Origin of the sequence: Shewanella piezotolerans WP3 (assembly GCF_000014885.1) — a bacterium.
GTDB lineage: Bacteria > Pseudomonadota > Gammaproteobacteria > Enterobacterales > Shewanellaceae > Shewanella > Shewanella piezotolerans.
On record NC_011566.1, the window covers coordinates 3,656,396 to 3,677,246 of the forward strand.

Annotated in this window: 11 protein-coding genes and 1 riboswitch; of the genes, 5 read left to right on the top strand and 6 right to left on the bottom strand. The window is 43.6% G+C overall.

The window, feature by feature from the left end; genetic code table 11:
* Window positions 1-396: 396 nt before the first annotated feature.
* Window positions 397-3,492, bottom strand: a complete 3,096-nt coding sequence (locus SWP_RS15465) for an efflux RND transporter permease subunit (RefSeq protein WP_020913507.1) — start codon at window positions 3,490-3,492, stop codon at window positions 397-399.
* Window positions 3,492-4,535: an efflux RND transporter periplasmic adaptor subunit gene (locus SWP_RS15470; RefSeq protein ID WP_044556478.1), complete on the bottom strand. Its 1,044-nt coding sequence runs from the start codon at window positions 4,533-4,535 to the stop codon at window positions 3,492-3,494. The genes SWP_RS15465 and SWP_RS15470 overlap by 1 nt, the downstream gene beginning before the upstream one ends.
* Before the next feature lie 897 nt (window positions 4,536-5,432).
* Between SWP_RS15470 and SWP_RS15475 the strand changes: the two genes are divergently transcribed.
* Window positions 5,433-7,877, top strand: a complete 2,445-nt coding sequence (locus SWP_RS15475) for an OmcA/MtrC family decaheme c-type cytochrome (protein ID WP_020913510.1) — start codon at window positions 5,433-5,435, stop codon at window positions 7,875-7,877.
* A 616-nt stretch (window positions 7,878-8,493) separates the two neighbouring features.
* On the opposite strand, the gene SWP_RS15480 is transcribed toward SWP_RS15475, so the two are convergent.
* Complete coding sequence (locus SWP_RS15480) at window positions 8,494-9,072, bottom strand: thymidine kinase (protein WP_020913511.1); 579 nt, start codon at window positions 9,070-9,072, stop codon at window positions 8,494-8,496.
* A 464-nt stretch (window positions 9,073-9,536) separates the two neighbouring features.
* Here SWP_RS15480 and SWP_RS15485 point away from each other — a divergent pair, with 464 nt between their 5' ends.
* Complete coding sequence (locus SWP_RS15485; protein WP_020913512.1) at window positions 9,537-11,669, top strand: M3 family metallopeptidase; 2,133 nt, start codon at window positions 9,537-9,539, stop codon at window positions 11,667-11,669.
* 97 nt (window positions 11,670-11,766) lie between these two features.
* Here SWP_RS15485 and SWP_RS15490 read toward each other — a convergent pair whose 3' ends face one another.
* The 3 genes from SWP_RS15490 to SWP_RS15500 form a co-directional block, all read right to left on the bottom strand.
* The gene (locus SWP_RS15490) at window positions 11,767-13,338 is read right to left on the bottom strand and encodes a Na+/H+ antiporter NhaC family protein (protein ID WP_020913513.1); all 1,572 of its coding nucleotides are present in this window, start codon (window positions 13,336-13,338) and stop codon (window positions 11,767-11,769) included.
* A 79-nt stretch (window positions 13,339-13,417) separates the two neighbouring features.
* Window positions 13,418-13,639: riboswitch (Lysine riboswitch) on the bottom strand.
* Window positions 13,640-13,835: 196 nt separating this feature from the next.
* Window positions 13,836-14,759: an electron transfer flavoprotein subunit alpha/FixB family protein gene (locus tag SWP_RS15495; protein ID WP_020913514.1), complete on the bottom strand. Its 924-nt coding sequence runs from the start codon at window positions 14,757-14,759 to the stop codon at window positions 13,836-13,838.
* Entirely contained in the window at window positions 14,759-15,508 is a 750-nt protein-coding gene (locus SWP_RS15500; RefSeq protein WP_020913515.1) for an electron transfer flavoprotein subunit beta/FixA family protein, read from the bottom strand. Before SWP_RS15500 ends, SWP_RS15495 begins: the two co-directional genes overlap by 1 nt.
* A gap of 341 nt (window positions 15,509-15,849) precedes the next feature.
* On the opposite strand from SWP_RS15500, the gene SWP_RS15505 reads away from it, so the two are divergent.
* The 3 genes from SWP_RS15505 (at window position 15,850) to SWP_RS15515 (ending at window position 20,814) form a co-directional block, all read left to right on the top strand.
* Window positions 15,850-16,242, top strand: a complete 393-nt coding sequence (locus tag SWP_RS15505; protein WP_020913516.1) for an H-NS histone family protein — start codon at window positions 15,850-15,852, stop codon at window positions 16,240-16,242.
* 157 nt (window positions 16,243-16,399) lie between these two features.
* The gene (locus tag SWP_RS15510) at window positions 16,400-19,447 is read left to right on the top strand and encodes an amidohydrolase family protein (protein ID WP_044555983.1); all 3,048 of its coding nucleotides are present in this window, start codon (window positions 16,400-16,402) and stop codon (window positions 19,445-19,447) included.
* Window positions 19,447-20,814: an amidohydrolase family protein gene (locus SWP_RS15515; protein WP_020913518.1), complete on the top strand. Its 1,368-nt coding sequence runs from the start codon at window positions 19,447-19,449 to the stop codon at window positions 20,812-20,814. The genes SWP_RS15510 and SWP_RS15515 overlap by 1 nt, the downstream gene beginning before the upstream one ends.
* Window positions 20,815-20,851 lie beyond the last annotated feature (37 nt).

Consider the following 20,851-nt stretch of genomic DNA (forward strand, 5'->3'; position numbering starts at 1 on the left):
CATACTTGTAAATAAATTGGTTTATAAGCATAAAATTATTTGAAATTGGTCACGAACTATTTTGCATATAGTTTGCCTATACTGAAGACTACCCCCTTAGTTATAACTCCAACGCTTAAAATTACTACAACTCAACATTTTTTGTCACCAAACACCTACTGAGTTTTAGGCCTCTATTTACTTTTCCCTTTGAAAAACTCGCGCTATCTTTTGTGTTGATACTTACAACAACGATAAATCAATTACCGTTATTGTAAGTATCGATCAGTTTAAGAAGTTGATCTACTCAGAGTGTTTTTGGCAAGCTAACTCAAGGCTGGCTAACCCAAAGTGAGTAATGACACAATGGTTAGCCCCTTATGCGTTTATTCAACACAGAAGTATGAAGCCAAAACACTATAGTCCCTCGGCGCGTCTCATCTGCATAAGTTGTTTTTTCACCGCCCCAGGTGATTTTGTCCCACGGCAAAGTAGCTTATACATAGTTGGAATGACAATTAAGGTCACTAGGGTTGAGAAGCCCATGCCGAAAAAAACCACAATCCCAACGGACACGCGGCTTTCTGCCCCTGCGCCACTTGACAGCAATAGCGGCAGTGAACCCGCTAGCGTGGTAAACGCCGTCATCATTATCGGCCGTAATCTTCGGCTCGCACCATCGACTATGGCGTCATCAAAGGGCATCCCCTTATCTCTAAGCTGGCTAATAAACTCGACAATGAGAATGCCATTCTTAGTCACCATCCCAATCAGCATTATGATGCCGATTTGGCTGTAAATATTAATACTCTCACCCATCAACCAAATACCTAAAACGGCACCAAACAGCCCGGTAGGTACCGTTAGCATCACGACAAACGGGTTGATAAAACTCTCAAACTGCGCAGCCATAACAAGGTAGGCCACTAATAACGCCAGCACAAAGATAATCAGTGTGCTACTTTGATTATCGATGAAATCTTTTGACTCGCCGGTATAACTGAAACTAATATTTTGCGGCAGTGCAGTAATGGCCGCTTGCTCTAGGCTAGTTAAAGCATCTCCTAACGTTGCCCCCGCAACGAGGTTAGCCCTGAGCACAATAGATTTTCGTTTACCAATGTGGGTCAGCTTTTGCGCGGAGGCTACCCGGTTAACTTTGCAAAAGGTGTCAACGGACACCAGCTCACCCGAGGCTGTACGCATAAAAACACTGCTCAAGTCACTACTCGATTTGAATAGCGCTTCATCGCCACGGACAAAAACGTCATACTCTTCACCATTTTCAACGTAGGTCGTTTCGGTCTTACCGCCTAACATCACATTGAGGGTATCAGACACTTCAGACACGCTAATGCCAAGCTCGGCGGCACGCCGGCGATCAACTTTCACCACCATTTCAGGAGTTTTCTCCGAATAATCGATTAGCGACCCTGTCATCAACGGGCTGTCGTCCATCTTAGACTGCATCACCTTCGCCCATTGATTTAGCTCACCGTAATCACTGCCGCTAAGTACGATTTGCACAGGTTCCTTTGAGCCGCCTTTAAAGCCTGGTAACTTGGGTCTTACTCTCACATCGGGAATATCACTTAACTGCTTTTTCACTTTATTCAATATAGTTTGTGCATTTTCATCGCGCAGGCTCCAGTCTTTCAACTGCAGAATGGCTAAGCCGTACTGATCACCATTTTTTCCCCCTGAGATTGGCGTTTGTATGCTCAAAGACTTAAGACTCCCCTCCTTTAACATCACCATTAGGCGAGTTTCAATTTTTTGCATATTCTCTGACATACGCGCAAAACTGGTAGCTTCTGCGCCATTCACTTTTACTAATATAACGCCACGGTCCTCTTGTGGCACCAGTTGTGAAGAGAGTTGACTGAGCACCAAGTAACTGCCAACTAAACAAACAATAATGATACTTGGTGCAATAAAACGCTGCTTGAGACTAGTGGTTAACAGTTGTTTATAGCGGTTCTCGAGGATGCCAAGAGTGCGTTCAACATAGCGATTGATAATATTGCTCTGCTGTTTCTTACTCAGTAACTTTGCGCCAAGGACTGGTGTTAAAGTCAGTGCGACCAGCGTTGAGAACATCACTGACACCGCTATCATCACCGCAAATTCAGTAAACAACCGCCCTATCAAGCCGTCCATCATCGCAATGGGGAGAAACACCATCACCAATACAAAAGTAGTCGCTAAAACAGCAAAGCCCACTTCACGCGTTCCTTCAAAAGCGGCAAGCAATGGCGGACTTCCCTTTTTTATATGCTGGTGAATATTCTCCACGACCACAATCGCATCATCGACTACCAAGCCAATGGCCAAAATCAGAGCCAACAGGGTTAACAGGTTGATGGTAAAGCCTAAGTAACTTGCAAAGATAAATGTGGCAATGAGCGATACAGGTACTGTCACAGCAGGGATTAAGGTTGCCCTTGCTTGACCAATAAAGAGATACAATACCAAGATCACCAACAAGCAGGTCATCAATAGCGTCTTATAAACTTCGTTAATTGAACGGTCGATAAACACAGTAGCGTCATAATCCACCACCAATTGAGTGCCTTTGGGTAAAAACTGTTGAATGCTTTCAACTTCTGCATGAATTCGGCCAGAGAGAGCCAGTGGATTTGCAGCAGCTTGAGGAACAATTGCTAAACTCACACTGGAAACACCATTGCTCCTGTAGCTTGAATTTTCAGTTTCCGCTTGCAGCTTAACCTCAGCCACTTGATTGAGGTAGATGGCGACCCCAGAATCTGATTTTCCAATCACTAGATACCTGAAGTCCTTTTCTGCATCATAACGTCGCTCGGTTCGCACCGGCATTACAATCGAGTCATTACGGATCTCGCCAGCCGGACTCTCTAGGTTTTCTGCCCGTAACGCACTAAGAATATCTGTAGTGGTAACTCCATGACCAGCCATTTTCTCAGGATTAAGCTTTATAAACATAACCTTGTATAAGCCACCAGAGACATCAACTGAACTGACACCATTGATAATATTGAATCTATCTTCAATATTTTGACTAACAAAATCAGTTAACTGAGTACGATTCATCGCCGACGAACTGACATTAATGTACAGTGCCGGCTCTCCCGTCCCGTCATCTTTTGATACTGTTGGCTCATCAGCATCATCGGGCAGTGCACCTTTAGCTCTAGAGATTGCATCGCGAATATCGCTGACACCGTCATTGATATTTGAACCCGCTTCAAACTCAACGGTAATGCTCGAAGCGCCACTTTTGCTCACGGAGGTGATGTCTTTAACACCGTTAATGCCGGTTAACTGCTCTTCGATTTTAGCGGTCACTTGGCTTTCAATAATAACTGCCGACGCCCCTTTATACTTGGTGCTAATCGATGCAATTGGGCTAACCATGTTGGGCATTTCGGTTACTGGTAGTTTGAAAAATGCTGCGATACCAAACAAAGTTAATAAAATACTGAGCACTATTGCGACAACGGGACGCTCAACACTGGTGTCTGAAATAAGCATTATTGAACCGCCTCACTAGCTACAACAGGCACTTCTTTAACAATATCTTTGTCCTGTATATTCACTAACCCTTCGACCACGATACGCTGCGTCGGCGCTAACCCATGGCTGACAATAACCTGCTCACCGATCTGCTCGCCCAATTGCACTTCTACTTGATGAGCTTGGTTATTTTCATCAATCACATAAACGAATATTTTCTCGCCTGAGTATTCGATGGCTTGCAAGGGGGCAAGGATAAAATCGGCGGCTGGAAATTCTAGTTTTGCATGAGCGAGCATACCCGGTTTAAGTTTGCCTGCGATATTAGCAATGCTTACCCGGATTTTTATATCCAAACTTTGTGGTTGAACTCTCGAGTCAATGGCTTCCACCTTACCTTTAAACACCTCTTCACCCCATGCACTGACCTTGATGATGATATTTTGCCCTTTGGCTAGTTTTGCGATGTACTTTTCAGGGATACTCAAATCAAGCTGCATTAACTCAGTATTGTCTAACGTCATTACTGGTGTATTTTTAATTAATCTTTGGCCCTCAGTAATGTTAACTAAACCTAAAGTCCCTGAAATGGGCGCCAATATCCGATGATAATCATAATTGACTTGAGCAGCATTAACCCTTGCTTGAGCAATATCAACACTCACCTGCTGACTCTCTCGCACTGTGTTACTGACACCGCCTTTCTCCCCCAATTGCTTGAACTCTTCAAGCTTGCGCGTTTCATCCTTTAAGAAAGCGCGCGCTTCCTCTAAAGCCGCTTTAGCTTGTCGATCAATCAAGGTAAATAACAGATCCCCCTGTTGTACTTGCTGGCTATCGTTCGCTGCTATTTCGGCGACACGGCCATCAACCTCTGACGCAATAATAACCGACTGGCTAGCAACGAGTGTTCCCACAAGTTTTATCGGTTCACTGAGACTCTGAACTTCAACTAATGCGCTAGTTACAAATATTGACTTGTCTTTCGCCTTATCGACTTTTGCGTTATTACATCCTGCCAGGAGCAGTAACAATACCAAGATGAACGATGCTTTTTTCATAAAATTAAAACCCATGAGACTGTATTTAAACCTAAGGGAAAACCTGTGGAAAATTGGCGCTTTATTTCTGTTCGAATTCCATAATTTTAGTGCATAAATCAAACGACAAGACGTAATGGAGCAGCGGAGCTAATAAGCAACACCTATATTACAAAGTTAGAATCATCATAAAGACTGCTAACGTCTGTACTTTTAGCTATTTATACCGCGTTGTAATCTATAGATGAAGAATGGCTAAATGACTTAACTTCCTTCTTGTAAAAACAGTAGAAAGAAGCATAAGTTCGACGCTAAAGCTTAAGTAATAGCAGGCGCCTTGTCTTGGCGCTTTACACTTCATTACACTCTTTTATAATACTTTTAGAATGGTTAGCTTTAAATTTTTGGTATTTTTCACTGAAAGAAAGAGGTTTGTTAGCGCCTAAATACAAACGACGTTCTCAGTTTCGCATCCTCACATAGAAGGCGATCAAATAAATGACTCATTACTGACTTATCCTTAAGTCAACTGGCAATAAACCAAAGGTTAACCGCCCGTTTTATAACCATAAAAAACTTCAAATACACGCAACAATCACACACCTAACAACACAGGGATTAACTTAATGTTAGATAGTTAACAATTTTTAATATTTCCCAAACTGCATTGCTATTATTTAGTGCTTATTAAATTACTTATTCATTATTTTTATCAGTCACTTATATAAGTAAAGATAATTATAGTTATCAGAATCTATATTCTAGTGAACTTCAGTTATCTATAAATTAGTTGATCCATATTAGAAAATACTCACTGAAACCTTGTTTCAACTCTGTTTGAGTAGATGTCAGCATTAATAAGCAGGCAGTACTCAAACTGATGTAACACTCGATTGGGAATATAGTGGGATTGATGAAATGTCTAAAAAAATAACCAAGTATAATTTGCTAGCGGCCACTATTGCCGCCCTAGCATTAGTAGGCTGTAATGACGGCAAAGATGGCGCACCAGGCGAAGATGGGCCACCGGGTAACAGTGACACTGTGACTAGTGCAGCGAATGTAGTGGTGACAATGTTACCGCCAACATTTACTGAGAATAAGCTGGTGTTTACCTTTAAAGCAGAAGATCAAAATGGCAGTCCCCTAGTCGGGATCACTGACGTGCGAACCACCCTTGCTAAACTTATCCCCGATGAAGACAACTACACCTCAGACTGGAGTAGTTATCTGCGTAAAGCCACTGATATCGATAGTGCACAGCATCCAGGCATCAACAATGTCAGCTTACCCACTTCTGATAAGGGTGAGTTAATCGATAATATGGATGGCAGCTACCAATACACCTTTACCGCTAGTGTTTTAGACGCTGTCGATCCTGTATCTGGAGAAGCCATTGTTTGGCAAGAAGCATTAACCCACCGCATCGGTTTAGAAGTTAGAAAGTCTGACAACTATCCGGTAGTCAATAGCACTTTTGACTGGGTGCCTGCAGGGGGAGACGTTAGCCACTCTCGCCAAATTGTTGCTATTGAAAGCTGCAATAGCTGTCACACTGAACTCGCTTTCCACGGTGGTAACCGCGTTGACACCGATAACTGTGTCACTTGCCACAACCCAGATGCAAATGACCCTATCAGTGGTGAAAGCTTAGACTTGAAAGTCATGGCACATAAAATACATCAAGGCATAGATCTACCAACACTCGCCGAAGCTGGTAACAAATACAGCCTATTTACTCGTAATGGTGATAAAGAAACTGTTTACGCTGAAAATGATGGCATTTGGGTGCTGAACAACAAAGGCACTATTGACGGTATTAACTATCCACAGGACATTCGTAACTGTACTGGCTGCCATGCAGACGACGCGGACTTAGTGTTAAACCCTAACCTTCAAGGTGTTATTACCTCCGACGGCGGCAACTGGAAGAGTATGCCAACCGTAGAAACCTGCTCCTCTTGCCACGATAACACCGCATTTAACGAAGCCATGTTAGCTGCTAAGCCAAACAGCGAGAAACATATCATGTTCCCAGCTGACAATGACACTTGCTTGTCCTGTCATGGCGAAGGCGCCGGTATGTCTGTTGAGAATGTCCATACAGTCGCTGCGCTAGGCAAAAAATCCGCAGGCATTGATTATGGGGTGAAGTTTGAAGTCACTCATTTAATCGCAACGAGCGCTACAGCCTTTGATGTCCATGTTCGTATCACCCAACATGGTGAAGGAATAGCGCTGACAGATGAGTTCCTGCAGTATAAAAATAGCGTTCGTCTGCTGATGAACTGGGACAACGGCGCAGGTTTTGAAACTCACGTGGCCAAAAACACCCCCAACTCTTTTGAGCTTGATAACAACCCACTTTGCCAAGCTGGTGCAACAACTGGCGATATTGTTTGTCAGTGGGATAGTGCACTCGACGTGAATATTAACAACGGAGAGCCACTTTCTAGCGGTAATATTCTGACTACTTTCATCTCCTCAGGCGTGTGTGTTGATAGCCAAAATGAGCGGGTAAACTGCAAAGACAATAACGCACTAGAGAAGATCTCAGCACCTTCAACGGTAATCAATAACTTCTTCGATGCGGCGACATTGGCCTACAACCCAGACTTTGAGCTCAAATTGGGTGCTAACTTTAATAAGTGTGATTCATGCCATGAGCAAGTTATTCAGCATGACAGCCGTCGCTCTGATGACCCATCACAATGTAAAGCCTGCCACAACTCGAATCGCTTCACGCGTTCACCAGCAGATTCACCACGTGATGGTGGTTCTAGCGATCTGAAATTTGAAGTCCATAAAATCCATTCAAACTTCCGTTTTGTCGATGCAGAGAACGACTTTAATATGGTTGGTCGTAATGAGTTTTACTCAGCCCCAATCAGTGATTGCGCTCAATGCCATGACGCTAGCCAGATTGATTTACCTTTGGCACAAAACAGTAGAGCATCAATCACCCGAGCACCAACGACTTCACTCAATGATGGCAACAACTTAGTACGCGATGGTGCGGTATACACCAGCCCTACCGCCCTAGTTTGTACATCATGTCACTTAAGTGTCGGTCCCGGTCTCATTGGCGCAGATGGCAAAGTGGTTCTTGATGCTGATGGTAATACACTACTCACTCGAGACTTAAGCAGTAATGGTCTAGGGTACGACAATGGTGAGTTTCCTCAAGTACCTGTAACCATTACTGATAAAGAGCAAAGCATGCTAAACCACATGATCTTAAACGGTGGCGCGGTATTCGGTGCAAGCTCACAAGGGGCTGCGACAGGCACTGAGTCTTGTGCGACCTGCCACTCAATAGGCAGCACCTCTGGCGTAGACAAAGTGCATGGTCAAATGCACTAATACAATGACGCGCGAAAGGGTTTAGCCATTGAACTAGTGAACCTTTAGCCGCCAAAGTCGATACAGAATGTTCCCTGCAATGAACCGTCTGTGACAACCAAGGCGAGTACTAGCATTAGTGCTCGCCTTTCCTAACTTCTGTCAGGTAATAAAACCAACTACTCGCTATGCGTAACCGAACCTTAATCACTAACCTGGTGACATTTATTATGGCTTGTCAGTGTCTTTGCCTAAAGTTAACTTATGATAAATAGCGGGGCTGCATTCATGAAGGTCCCCATATCAGGCACTGAAACCATAAACATATTTCAACTCACAGCGGCGATCAGTAGGTTGTTTGCGTAAGCAGGCTTTTATAACCTTTGGCGATGGAGATCACGAATATAACTGACATGTTCGCTCCTAGAGCTTAGAACTGCAGCTCAACAGTTAAAGGAGACTGGCAGCAAAATAGGGAATCGGTAAGTGAAACCAGCACCATTTTAGTGGTTGCCTGTATTGATGAAACGTGAGTACAAGTTAAACACTGATTAGGTACTCTGGATTGGTATTATTTTTAACTGAACCAATAAAAAAGGCCAGCGTTGCTGACCTTTAAATAGCGACTCGCAATAAACTAATCCCAGATAAACTCTCGAAAGTGTTTACGACAAACTGACTCATAGCTTTCATTACCGCCGATAGCAACCTGCTCACCTTCTCTCATCGGCTTTCCAGTGCCATCAAGGCGCACCACCATATTAGCTTTACGGCCGCAATGGCAAATAGTTTTCAACTCAACTAACTTATCAGCCCAAGCCAGCAGGTATTGGCTACCGCTAAACAACTCACCTTGGAAATCGGTTTTGAGGCCATAACACAGTACGGGGATATCGAGAATATCGACCACATAAGTGAGCTGCTTTACTTGCTCTTTACTTAAAAATTGCGATTCATCGATTAATATACAATGCAGCGTTTGCTCATCATGAGCGGTACCAATCATTTTCGCTAGGTTATCACTACTACCAAATACCTGTGCATCAGTCTCAATACCAATTCGAGAAGCAACCTTGCCCACGCCATAACGGTCATCAATTGAGGCTGTCATGACCAGTGTATTCATGCCACGTTCACGATAATTATACGAAGATTGCAATAACGAAGTCGACTTACCTGCGTTCATTGCTGAGTAGTAAAAATAAAGTTGCGCCAAACCAAATATCCTTAAAGATGAATGCGCAGCTAGTCTAGCATCGTTAGTCAATAAAAATCACCCACTATCCACCATCGGAGTGAGTTATATTGCTTTCCGATAACCCACTACAAAAGAAGCGTTGCGCTAGTCTAATCCACTAGGAAAAATAAAATGACCAGTGGATTACAGCCTAATTTATTGCTGATTTTTTACAACATGATTTAGCGCAAAGCTAAGTGTTTCTCCCCATCCTACAATTTTGCTACAAACCATAAAAAGATCACTAAATTGAGAAACATTTTGTGACTAAAGCGCCTGTATTTTTAAGGATCATTTAACGAAAAATTGATAGTGTGCCAAGCACTATCTTTCTATGTTTTTAAAAATATAGGTGGCAAATCAGCCGTGGTACTAGCCCTTGCAATGCTCAACTTTTGCAGGGGGATAAAAATAAACAACTATAATGAAGGAAGTTCTACACAATGCATAAGACATTAATCGCCGCAGCCATTACTGCGACATTTGCCCTGAGCGCATGTTCAACAACAAGTCAGGAATCTAATCAAGCTACTATGGTGCAAAGCCAAAATCCATTTATGCAAGCAAGCACCCTACAATACCAAGCGCCCGACTTTACGCTTATTAAAGATGAGCATTTTGCGCCAGCGTTAAATCAAGGAATAGCTGAACACGCCAAAGAAGTCATCGCCATTGCCAACAATAGCGCAGCGCCAACTTTTGACAATACCATTGTGGCATTGGAAAAGAGCGGTGAATTGCTGAATCGTACTTCTAAGGTTTTCTATAACCTTACAGGCTCTAACAGCAACCCAACTCTACGCCAAGTCCAAGGTGAAATGGCGCCGAAAATGGCAGCACACTCTGACAATATTAACCTTAACCCTGCGCTATTTTCTCGCATTGAAACTTTATATAACAATCAGGCAGATCTAGGGTTAACCGCAGAGCAAGCACGCCTTGTCGATGTTTATTACCAGCGTTTTGTACGTGCAGGCGCCAAGCTCACCGAGGCACAAAAGACTAAGATCCGTAGCCTTAACGAAGAGCAATCAACACTCACCAATGAATTTGCGCAGCGATTAATGCGCCTATCAAAAGAGATTGCTATTGTTGTTGATTCAAAAGAGCAACTCGTAGGGCTTTCAGACAGCGCTATCCGAGCCGCAGCAAAAGATGCTGCAGATAATGGTCATGAAGGAAAATATCAGCTCAACATTACTAATACCACTCGCCAGCCTGTGCTAGCTCAGCTAGAAAACCGACAGTTACGTCAACAAGTATGGCAAGCCTCTGCTAATCGTGGCCTCAGTGGAGAAAACGAAACTGCTTCTCTGGTTGCGCGTTTAGCACAGCTTCGTGCAGAACGTGCCGAACTTTTAGGCTTCGATAGCTGGGCCGACTACCGCTTAGCGCCGCAAATGGCAAAGACGCCTGAAGCGGTTTACAAGATGTTTGGCTCTATGGTGCCAGCAGTCGTTGCTAACACCAATAAGGAAGCGGCTGACATACAGGCAATGATCGACAAAACAGGCGGTGATTTTGAACTTGCTCCGTGGGACTGGGCTTATTACGCCGAGCTAGTACGTAAAGATAAGTATGATTTAGATGCAGCGGCAATACGCCCGTACTTTGAGTTTGACAGAGTATTAGAAGATGGAGTGTTCTTCACCCTGAAAGCACTGTATGGCGTAAGTTTAACTCCTCGCCCTGACCTACCTGTATATCACCCTGATGTTAAAGCCTACGAGATGTTTGATGAAGATGGCACTAGCTTAGCTATCTTCTATGCCGATTACTTCTCCCGTGAAGGTAAGCGTGGTGGTGCTTGGATGAGCTCTTTTGTCAGCCAATCTAAATTGCTTAACAACAAGCCAGTAGTTGTCAATGTTATGAACATTAAGAAGGCACCTGAAGGCGAGCCTACCTTTGTCAGTTATGATGAAGTGACCACCATGTTCCACGAAATGGGTCATGGCACTCACGGTATGTTCTCAAAGGTAATGTACCCAACTCTCTCTGGCACCTCTGTATCACGAGACTTTGTTGAATTCCCTTCCACTTTTGAAGAGGATTGGGCTGCACACCCAGAGGTAATTGCTAATTATGCCAAGCATTATGAAACCGGTGAAGCGATCCCTCAAGATCTGTTAGAAAAACTGCTAAAGTCTCGCAGCTTTAACCAAGGTTTTGATACTTTAGAGTATATGTCGGCAGCATTGTTAGATCTTGAGTGGCACTCACTTAAAGCGGGCAAACCACTACAAGATGTGGCCAGCTTTGAAGCTGCCGCGTTAAAGAAGCATGGCGTTGATCTGCCAGCAGTTCCACCAAGATACAAGTCGACCTATTTTGCGCACGCGTTTCCTGGTGGATACTCTGCTAGCTACTATGCCTACATGTGGAGTGAAATTTTAGCCGCTGATGCCTTTGCTTACGTGCAAACACAAGGCGGATTGAACCGCGAAATTGGCATGAAATTTAGAAAAACGATTCGTGAAGTGGGCAATACGGTCGCCCCAATGGATGCTTACAAAGCCTTCAGAGGCCAAGAACCAACGACTGACGCCCTACTAGAGCGCCGTGGCTTGAACTAACGAGCATACCGACAAAAATGCCGCTCTAATTAGAGCGGCATTTTTATGTCTATAAAGCAGCTAATTGGTTAGCTGCTTTGTCTTTCGAATACTCTGCTTAAGCAGTGGTTCGCTGACAAGATTTAATTCGTAGTATAATCACACTAATTACAAACAGTGCACTACAAGTCAATAAACCTGCAGTCACCGACTCAGTGAAACCAAGTACGATGTAACCCGCTAAGCTAATACCAGCAACAATCAGCGCATATGGCAACTGAGTGATCACATGGTCGATATGGTGGCAGTTTGCCCCTGTCGACGATAAAATCGTGGTATCAGATATTGGCGAGCAATGATCACCAAACACTGCGCCAGCAAGCACCGCGGCAAGCATTGGTAGCATCATGCCTGTATGGCTACCCATCGCCATATCCGCTGCAATTGGTAACATAATACCGAAGGTTCCCCAGCTGGTTCCGGTAGAGAACGCTGTTAAGCCTGCCAATATAAATAGCACAGCAGGAAGCATCGCAAACGGTATATTACCAGTGGCTAAGCTCGCCATATACTTGCCGGTTTCGAGTTGGCCAATCACCCCAGCAATCGTCCAAGCAAACAACAAGATGTAGATGGCTGGTAGCATAGATTTGGCGCCTTCAACCACACCTTTAACGATCATCTTCTTATCGACACCTTGGTAGATAACCAACACGAGTGTAACAATAAGACCAATTAACGCACCAAAGAACAATGAAGAGCCCACATCAGTATTTTCAAATGCACCGATTAAGCTGAACGCTTCATTCTTAGCCGCAAGCGCATCACCACCACTGCTCACCATAAAGTAGAAAGTGGCAAAAACTAATACAGTGATAGGCAGAAACAAGCCGATAATTTTACCGGTGTCAGCTTCAGGTAGGTCTGAATTTGCCCCTGGCGGTAACCCTTTAGATTCATCATAAAGGTTGCCCTTTTGCGCATTAAGCTCATGCTGGCGCATAGGACCAATATCCAGTCCCATAAGCGCAACGCAAAGTAGTAGTAACAAAGCAAAAATAGCGTAGAAGTTCATCGGGATCATCTGCACAAATGTACTTAGATGTCCTGAGTCAGTAAAACCGTGAGCCGTTAAAATGCCGCCAATCAGCGCGATGATGTACGCCCCCCAGCTTGAGACTGGCGAAATAACACAGATAGGTGCGGCCGTTGAATCAAGCAAGTAGGCTAGTTTACTACGGGAAATATAGTAACGATCGGTAAGTGGTCTTGCGACACTGCCAACAACCAGACTATTGAAATAATCATCAATAAACACCACACACCCAAGGAACATGGTTAGTAGTTTCGCATCGCGTTTATTGCGAATGTGATTGCGAGCCCAATCAGCAAACGCGCGAGCTGCGCCGCTAACGGTGATGAGTGCGGTGATCATACCCAGTAGCACTAAGAAGCCAAGAATGTATAGGTTCCAGCTATTAAGTGCCCCGTCATCCCACACGAGTCCCATTACTTTTTCACCCACATATTGAACGGTATTAGCTGCAGAAAAATCAGTCAGCAATAGCGCGCCCAGCAGGATCCCTACCCCAAGAGAAAGTAAAACACGACGCGTTAACATCGCCAGTACGATTGCAACTACCGGAGGCAGCAACGAAAGTGCCGAATCGGCATAGCTTAAAATTGTCATTTAATTATTATCTTCGCTAAGTACGAATGGAGGCCGACTGAACTGGTGGGAGTTAGCATTGAGAGCTGATTACACCTGTCCTATCAGTAGCGCTCCACAGTAATATCAATGTTCGACATTAATATAAAATCTTCTTATCTTCCCGATAAGAAATACTATGGCAGTGCTGTTCCTATTTGATAACAGCCCCAGCAACACGCCTCGATATGCTATGTCACTTCGGCATCAAATCCTTTCTCAACAAGTCATAGGCATCACCCTACTCGTTGGTACTAATATTAAATGCACCTCTACTTCTAAGGACGCTAAATAGGCAGAGCTAATTAACGTGAATGACATAAAAACATAAGCGGCTTTAGGGATGCTACCCTAAAGCCGCTTATCGTGACACAGATCTCAAATATTACCAACTTAAACCCACAAACGATAACAGCGCAACAACCCAAAATTTACAACTGGTTGATTTTTAACTGCTCGTCAATAAGCTCTGTGATATTTTAAAGCTGTTCCAAAAGCTGTGGCACTGCTTCAAATAGATCCGCTTCTAATCCATAGTCAGCAACCTGGAAAATCGGTGCTTCTGGATCTTTATTGATTGCTACAATTACTTTTGAATCTTTCATACCGGCAAGATGCTGAATCGCACCAGAGATCCCGACAGCAATATACAAGTCAGGTGCTACGATTTTACCCGTTTGCCCCACTTGTAGGTCGTTAGGTACATAACCTGCGTCGACTGCTGCGCGTGATGCACCAAGTGCACCGCCGAGCTTATCAGCCAATTGCTCCAGCATAGTGAAATTCTCGCTATTACCTAAAGCGCGACCACCAGACACAATCACCCCAGCGCTACCAAGTTCAGGACGCTCAGATTCCGTAAGACTTTGAGAAACAAACTCTACCTGTGGTGCAACTTCTTGCGAAAGCGTCACTAAATCTGCGCTGCAATCATTTGCTACAGCATTAAACGCACTAGAGCGAACCGTCATCACTTTTTTATCATCTAAGCTTTGCACCGTTGCTAATGCGTTACCGGCATAAATTGGGCGAATGAAGGTGTCGTTACTGACCACTTCAATCACTTCTGATAGCTGGTTAACGTCTAGCAATGCTGCAACGCGCGGCAATATGTCTTTACCGTGACTTGATGCTGCGGCAAGTACATGCTCATAGTCTGCGGCAACTTCAGTAATTACATCTGCTATATTTTCAGCCAAACCGTTGGCATAAACAGAGGCGTCAGCAACCAAAACATTACGTACACCATTTAACTGTTGTGCGCTGCTTGTCACATCGCCACAGTCGTGACCGATAACCAATACATCGATATCGCCACCAATTGCTTGGCCACAAGCAACGACTTTAGCTGTATCCAGTTTAAGACTGGCGTTATCGTGTTCTGCTAATACTAGAATTGCCATTAGATCACCTTCGCTTCATTCTTTAACTTTTCAACTAACTCTTCTACAGAAGACACCATTACACCAGCGCTACGCTGAGCAGGAGGTGTTACCTTAAGCACTGTTTGGTGTGCCTTAAGCGTAATATCAAAATCTGCAGGGGTTAATGATTCTAGCGGCTTGCGCTTGGCTTTCATGATGTTAGGCAGCTTCGCATAACGAGGTTCGTTCAGGCGTAAATCAGCAGTGACAACAGCAGGCAATGGCAACTGCAATGTTTGTAGGCCACCATCCACTTCACGAGTCACGATGAGCTGGTTAGCGTCAACTTTAACTTCTGATGCAAATGTCGCTTGAGGCATTTTACCAATGGCAGCCAACATTTGACCAGTTTGGTTGTTGTCACTGTCAATCGACTGTTTACCTAAGATAACTAAATCAGCCTGCTCTTTTTGCTGTACTGCATGGATAAGCTTGGCGACAGACAAAGGAACGAGGTCTTCGTCGGTTTCGATATGAATAGCTCGGTCAGCTCCTAGTGCTAGCGCCGTTCTCAATTGCTCTTGTGACGCTTTAGGGCCAATACTGAGTACAACAACTTCAGCAGCGCTACCCGCTTCTTTCAAACGAACAGCTTCTTCTACTGCAATCTCACAAAACGGGTTAATCGCCATTTTAAGGTTTGCGGTATCGACGCTAGTATTGTCAGCATTAACCCTGACCTTAACATTGGCATCGACGACACGTTTTACTGGCACCAATACTTTCATAGGGCTTCCTTCTTACGTCTCTTAATGAACGGGATTGTGTTAACAGCGACTTATATAGCACAGACACTATTACAGAATTTAGAGTCACTTTACGTGCTGTTGACGTTAACGTCAACCTAGAGTCGAACACCTGTTCATATTTATCTATTCATAAACAGAGTATTTACCTTATATCGATCCTTTTTCATGAATATAACAAGCCTTTCAAGTTAAATTATAATTAATCCTTTTTAATTATTAATAAAACTAAAATAATATTTGATCCTTATTGAAATAGTTTCTATTATTTAGCCAGAATATAAAAATCCTTTATCAATTTTTTTTAATCGGACTTAATAATTATGAGCGAATTTTTAGATATTTTGACCCACGGTCGTCGTTTTAAAGCTGCTGTAAAAGAGTTGTCTCTTGAAGACTTAAAAGACGTTTCAGTAAAGCTTGAAAAAATCATCGATGAAAAAGCATCTCAAGCTGAAGCAGAAAGCGAAGCAATGGCTGAGCGTAATGCTAAAATTGAAGAAATTCGTAAGCAAATGGAAGCCATTGGCTTATCAGTTGATGATATTGGTGGCGCGGGTGTTAAACCAGCTCCTAAGAAACGTGCTCCACGTCCTGCTAAATACCAAATCGAAGTTAACGGAGAAATGGTTCAATGGACAGGGCAAGGACGTATGCCAACCGTATTTAAAAATGAATTAGAAAATGGCCGTACTATGGAAGACTTCCTTATCTAAATTTTCTCTTTGCCCTTTAAGAACCCAGCATTTGCTGGGTTTTTTGTTAATTATCGCTACATTTACATTCAAGGTTACAATTACTGCTTAGTAATTGCTATTAAGTTAAGATATCCTCACAGTTCCGCCACCTTCTATAAAAAACATAAGTACGATAATGCATAAACATAAAATAAAAGCCCTTGTCGCCCTACTTAGTGTGTTGAGCAGCCATAGTGTAATAGCTAATGAGCAGCTGACCGATAATACTCCAAAAATCACAGCCTTAAGTCATGCAACCTTGATGTTAGAGCCTGGAGAAATATTGACTGATGCCACTTTGTTAATTGAAAACAATCGAATCAAGTCAATTATAAAAGATAATGACATCCCAGCAGGGGCCTATGAAATAAACCTGTCAGGTCATATTATTTACCCTGGATTTATTGATCCATTCACTGAATATGCTATCGAGTATGAAGCACCGAGTGAAGATAGCGACGGTCCCGTTTATGAAATAAAACGAATTGGCGGTAATGCCGAAAATGGCGCTATCCATTCAGAGAAAGAATGGTTTAATTATGTATATCCCAACAAAGAGCAGGCTGAAAAGTGGATTAACAATGGTTTCACCAGTGTGCAGTCTAGCTATTTAGATGGCATATTTAGAGGGCGTGGAGTCAGCTTATCTCTGGCAGATAAAAAAGCAAATGATATAATATACAAAGCTAAAGCCAATCAATTTATGGCATTCGATAAAGGCTCATCGATTCAAGACTACCCGCAGTCATTAATGGGTAGTATGGCGCTCATTCGACAAACGTTCTCAGATGCACGTTGGTATAACAATAATATAGCCAAAAGTACTAGTTCAACTAACAATGTTGAATTCAATATTGCATTGGAGCGCCTTTCAAACTTAAAAGAACAACGCTTCATCTTTCAAACAAAGAACTTAAATAATCAATTAAGAGCCGCTAGATTATTAAATAAGCAGAAACTTAAAGGTAGCTTAGTTGGTAATGGCCATGAATACGCTAGAATTGATGAACTAAAATCTTATCCCTATAGTTTAGTGTTGCCTTTAAATTATCCTGCGGCACCGACCATTATCGATAGCGACAGTGAACGAGATGTCAGTTTGGCATCTTTAAGACATTGGGAAACAGCCCCGAGTAATGCCGCTATGGTCGCCAAAGCAGATGTGCCTTTTGCGCTGACTCAATACGGTATTGATGAAGACAAATTTTGGCCGCGACTCAAGCAGGCCATTGAGCGCGGTTTAGATCAACAAACTGCACTCGCTGCATTAACGACTGAGGCTGCTGAGATTGCAGGGATCAGTAATATGGCCGGCCAATTGAAACCTGGTTACATGGCAGACCTCGTCATTAGTCGTGGCAACGTATTTGAGGATGGAAAAATCACCAGCATCTGGTTGCAAGGTGAAGAACGTCAGCTTATCAACCGTGAGCTAACCTTACTGTCTCAGCCGTATCAATTACAGATTAATGAACTTACTTTCGACCTTAACATTGAACAAGATCCGAGTTTATCGGGTACATTGTCGAGTGGAGAACAAGAGATCAGCCTAGCCAACGTTCATTTCAATCAAGGCCGAATGACCTTCAGTGCTGATTTAACCGACGCTGGTATTGATGGGATTAGCCGTTTCACCTTGTGGTTTGATGACAATGGCATACGTGGTCGCCTGCTCGATAGTAAAAATCAAACTGTACCTTTTGGCGGCACCAAGCTTGAACAAATAGCATTAGATGATAACGACTCACTGAATGCAAAGAGCGCTGAGCTACCGCAAATAGCTAAGCAAACTTCACCTAATGTTGCCTATGGTTTGTTAACACAGCCCACTCAAGACAAGCTGCATATTAAAAACGCCACGATTTGGACGTCAGCTGAAAACGGTGTATTAAACAACACTGACTTGATTATCTCTCGCGGCAAAATTGAGGAGATAGGAAGTCAATTAAGCACACCTTCGGGATATAAAGTCATCGATGCCACAGGCATGCACCTTACTGCGGGTATTATTGACGAACACTCACATATTGCACTAAATGGTGGTACTAACGAAGCAACAGATGCTGTTACCTCAGAGGTAAGAATTGGTGATGTGATTAACCCTGATGATATTGCCATCTACCGCGGCCTTGCTGGCGGCGTCACTACCGCACAGATTTTGCACGGAAGTGCAAACCCTATCGGCGGCCAAGCGCAAATCATTCAACTAAAATGGGGCGATAACGCCGAGCAGTTAAAATTTGCAGGCGCTCCTGCCAGTATTAAATTCGCATTAGGTGAAAATGTTAAGCAAAGTAACTGGGGAGACAACTTTGACAGTCGATTCCCTCAGAGTCGTATCGGTGTTAAATCACTGTTCAGCGAGGCATTTAACGAAGCCTTAGCTTATAGAAAAGCGCAGCGTGATTATAAAAAAATGCGTTCAAGCGAACGAAGACGTACTGTCGCTCCCCAATATAACTACCGCTTAGAAGCTGTAGCCGAGGTCTTAGAGCAAACACGTACTGTGCATATTCACTCCTATGTGCAATCTGAGATCTTAATGTTCCTCAGATTAGCTGAAGCTTACAAATTTAAAGTGGGGACCTTCACCCATATTCTTGAAGGCTATAAAGTCGCAGATGAAATGGCCAAACATGGTGCTTATGCATCTACCTTCTCAGACTGGTGGGCTTACAAATTTGAAGTTTATGATGCTATCCCGCAAAACACTTGTCTAATGCAAAACAAAGGCGTACTCACCAGCATCAACTCTGATGATTACGAGATGCAGCGTAGGCTCAACCAAGAAGCCGCCAAATCGATGATGTATTGTGGTATGAGCGCAGAAGATGCTTGGAAGATGATCACCATTAATCCTGCCATCCAGTTAGGTATCGAGGACAAAGTTGGCTCACTGGTTGAGGGGAAACAGGCTGATATCGTGCTTTGGAGTGACTCTCCGCTATCTGTTTATGCCAAAGTTGATTCAACTTGGATTCAAGGGCGTCAATACTTTAGCCGTGAGCAAGATAAATTAGCTCAAATAGCGGTAGAAAAAGAGCGCAGCGCATTGATCCAAAAAGTGCTACTGAGTGATGATGCCCATAAACAAGGTGAAACCAGTATCGAGTTAGCTGAGCCAGAATGGCACTGCGACACTCACTTTAATGCTTGGCAACAAACTGCTCAAGGAGCACTGTAATGAAGCTTACTCAATCAATTAAAATAGCAGGCTCATTAGCTAGCGTTATTACCTCATGCTTGTTTAGCAGTGCGCTTTATGCCCACGACATGCTGCCAGCACCGGCGCAAACTTCAGCAGTACTGTTTACCAATGCCACTGTCCATTCGGTGACTCAAGGTCAGCTTGAGCATACCGATGTATTGATTGCAGACGGCAAGATTGTCGCTGTTGGACAAAACCTAGCAACCGCGGAACCTGCTGCGGATCTTAGCGAGCAAGCAGATAAGCCAGCTGCTCAATCAGAAACAGCGCTAATGGCCGCCAACGCAGTCGTGCTCGATTCCAGCGATAAACATATCTATCCGGGTCTTATTGCACTTGATACCACCATGGGGCTTGTTGAAGTAGAGATGATGCGTCCAAGTAATGACGCCTACGAAGTGGGCTTTATTAATCCACAACTTGAGGCCATTTCCGCCTTTAATCCTGACTCGGAAATCATTCCTACCGTACGTGTTAATGGTATTACTCATGCTCAAGTCGTTCCGCAAGGTGATGGGTTAGCGGGCCAATCAGCACTGGTATCGATGGACAGCTGGACGATAGAAGATGCATTAGTTGAGTCAAACAAGCAATTTCATCTTTACTGGCCATATATTCGCTGGATGTCATCTGATGCCGATAAACGTCAAGACCAACTTGATGCTCTCAGCAAGCGAGTTAACAAGGTTCATGAGGCTTTTACTGATGCTCATCGTTATCAACTGGCACTTAAAGCCGGCAAGATAACCAAAACAGACCTACGCTGGCAGTCTCTAACGCCATTATTTGACGGTGATGCGCAGTTGTTTATTCATGCACAATCACAAAAACAGATAGAGGAAGCGATTGCGCTGAGTAAGGTGTACGGTTTTAAAATTGTTATCGTTGGTGGCTATGATGCTTGGCGTATAGCCGATGCATTGGCGGAAGTTAATGCAAAAGTTATCTATACCCAAACATTGAGTTTACCGAAGCGTAAGGATGAACCCATTGATCTGGCCTTCAAAATTCCTGCGCTGCTTAAACAAGCCAACATCCCTTTCGCGCTCGGTTTTTCGTCTGACTGGAATAGCCGTAACTTGCCATTTGCAGCAGGACAAACTGTCGCCTATGGTCTAACCAAGTCACAAGCACTTCAAAGCATTACCCTTGATGCGGCGAGAATACTTGATATTGACGACATGGGCGCTATTGCGCCTGGCTTTAAAGCCAATATGATTATTGCAACGGGAGATATTTTAGACCCGATGCAGGCGGGCATTGAGTCCGTTTATATTGATGGTCGTAAAATTGATCTAAATAATCGTCATCAACAGCTTTATCAAAAGTATCTAAAGCGCTAGAATTTCAAACTTATAGCGCTAACAAGACCGTTTAATG

Excerpts from the sequence above, each read along its gene's own strand:
- SWP_RS15465 (WP_020913507.1), bottom strand. The coding sequence starts at position 3,492 with ATGCTTATTTCAGACACCAGTGTTGAGCGTCCCGTTGTCGCAATAGTG.
- SWP_RS15515 (WP_020913518.1), top strand. The coding sequence starts at position 19,447 with ATGAAGCTTACTCAATCAATTAAAATAGCAGGCTCATTAGCTAGCGTT.
- SWP_RS15490 (WP_020913513.1), bottom strand. The coding sequence starts at position 13,338 with ATGACAATTTTAAGCTATGCCGATTCGGCACTTTCGTTGCTGCCTCCG.
- SWP_RS15485 (WP_020913512.1), top strand. The coding sequence starts at position 9,537 with ATGCATAAGACATTAATCGCCGCAGCCATTACTGCGACATTTGCCCTG.
- SWP_RS15475 (WP_020913510.1), top strand. The coding sequence starts at position 5,433 with ATGTCTAAAAAAATAACCAAGTATAATTTGCTAGCGGCCACTATTGCC.
- SWP_RS15510 (WP_044555983.1), top strand. The coding sequence starts at position 16,400 with ATGCATAAACATAAAATAAAAGCCCTTGTCGCCCTACTTAGTGTGTTG.
- SWP_RS15500 (WP_020913515.1), bottom strand. The coding sequence starts at position 15,508 with ATGAAAGTATTGGTGCCAGTAAAACGTGTCGTCGATGCCAATGTTAAG.
- SWP_RS15495 (WP_020913514.1), bottom strand. The coding sequence starts at position 14,759 with ATGGCAATTCTAGTATTAGCAGAACACGATAACGCCAGTCTTAAACTG.
- SWP_RS15505 (WP_020913516.1), top strand. The coding sequence starts at position 15,850 with ATGAGCGAATTTTTAGATATTTTGACCCACGGTCGTCGTTTTAAAGCT.
- SWP_RS15470 (WP_044556478.1), bottom strand. The coding sequence starts at position 4,535 with ATGAAAAAAGCATCGTTCATCTTGGTATTGTTACTGCTCCTGGCAGGA.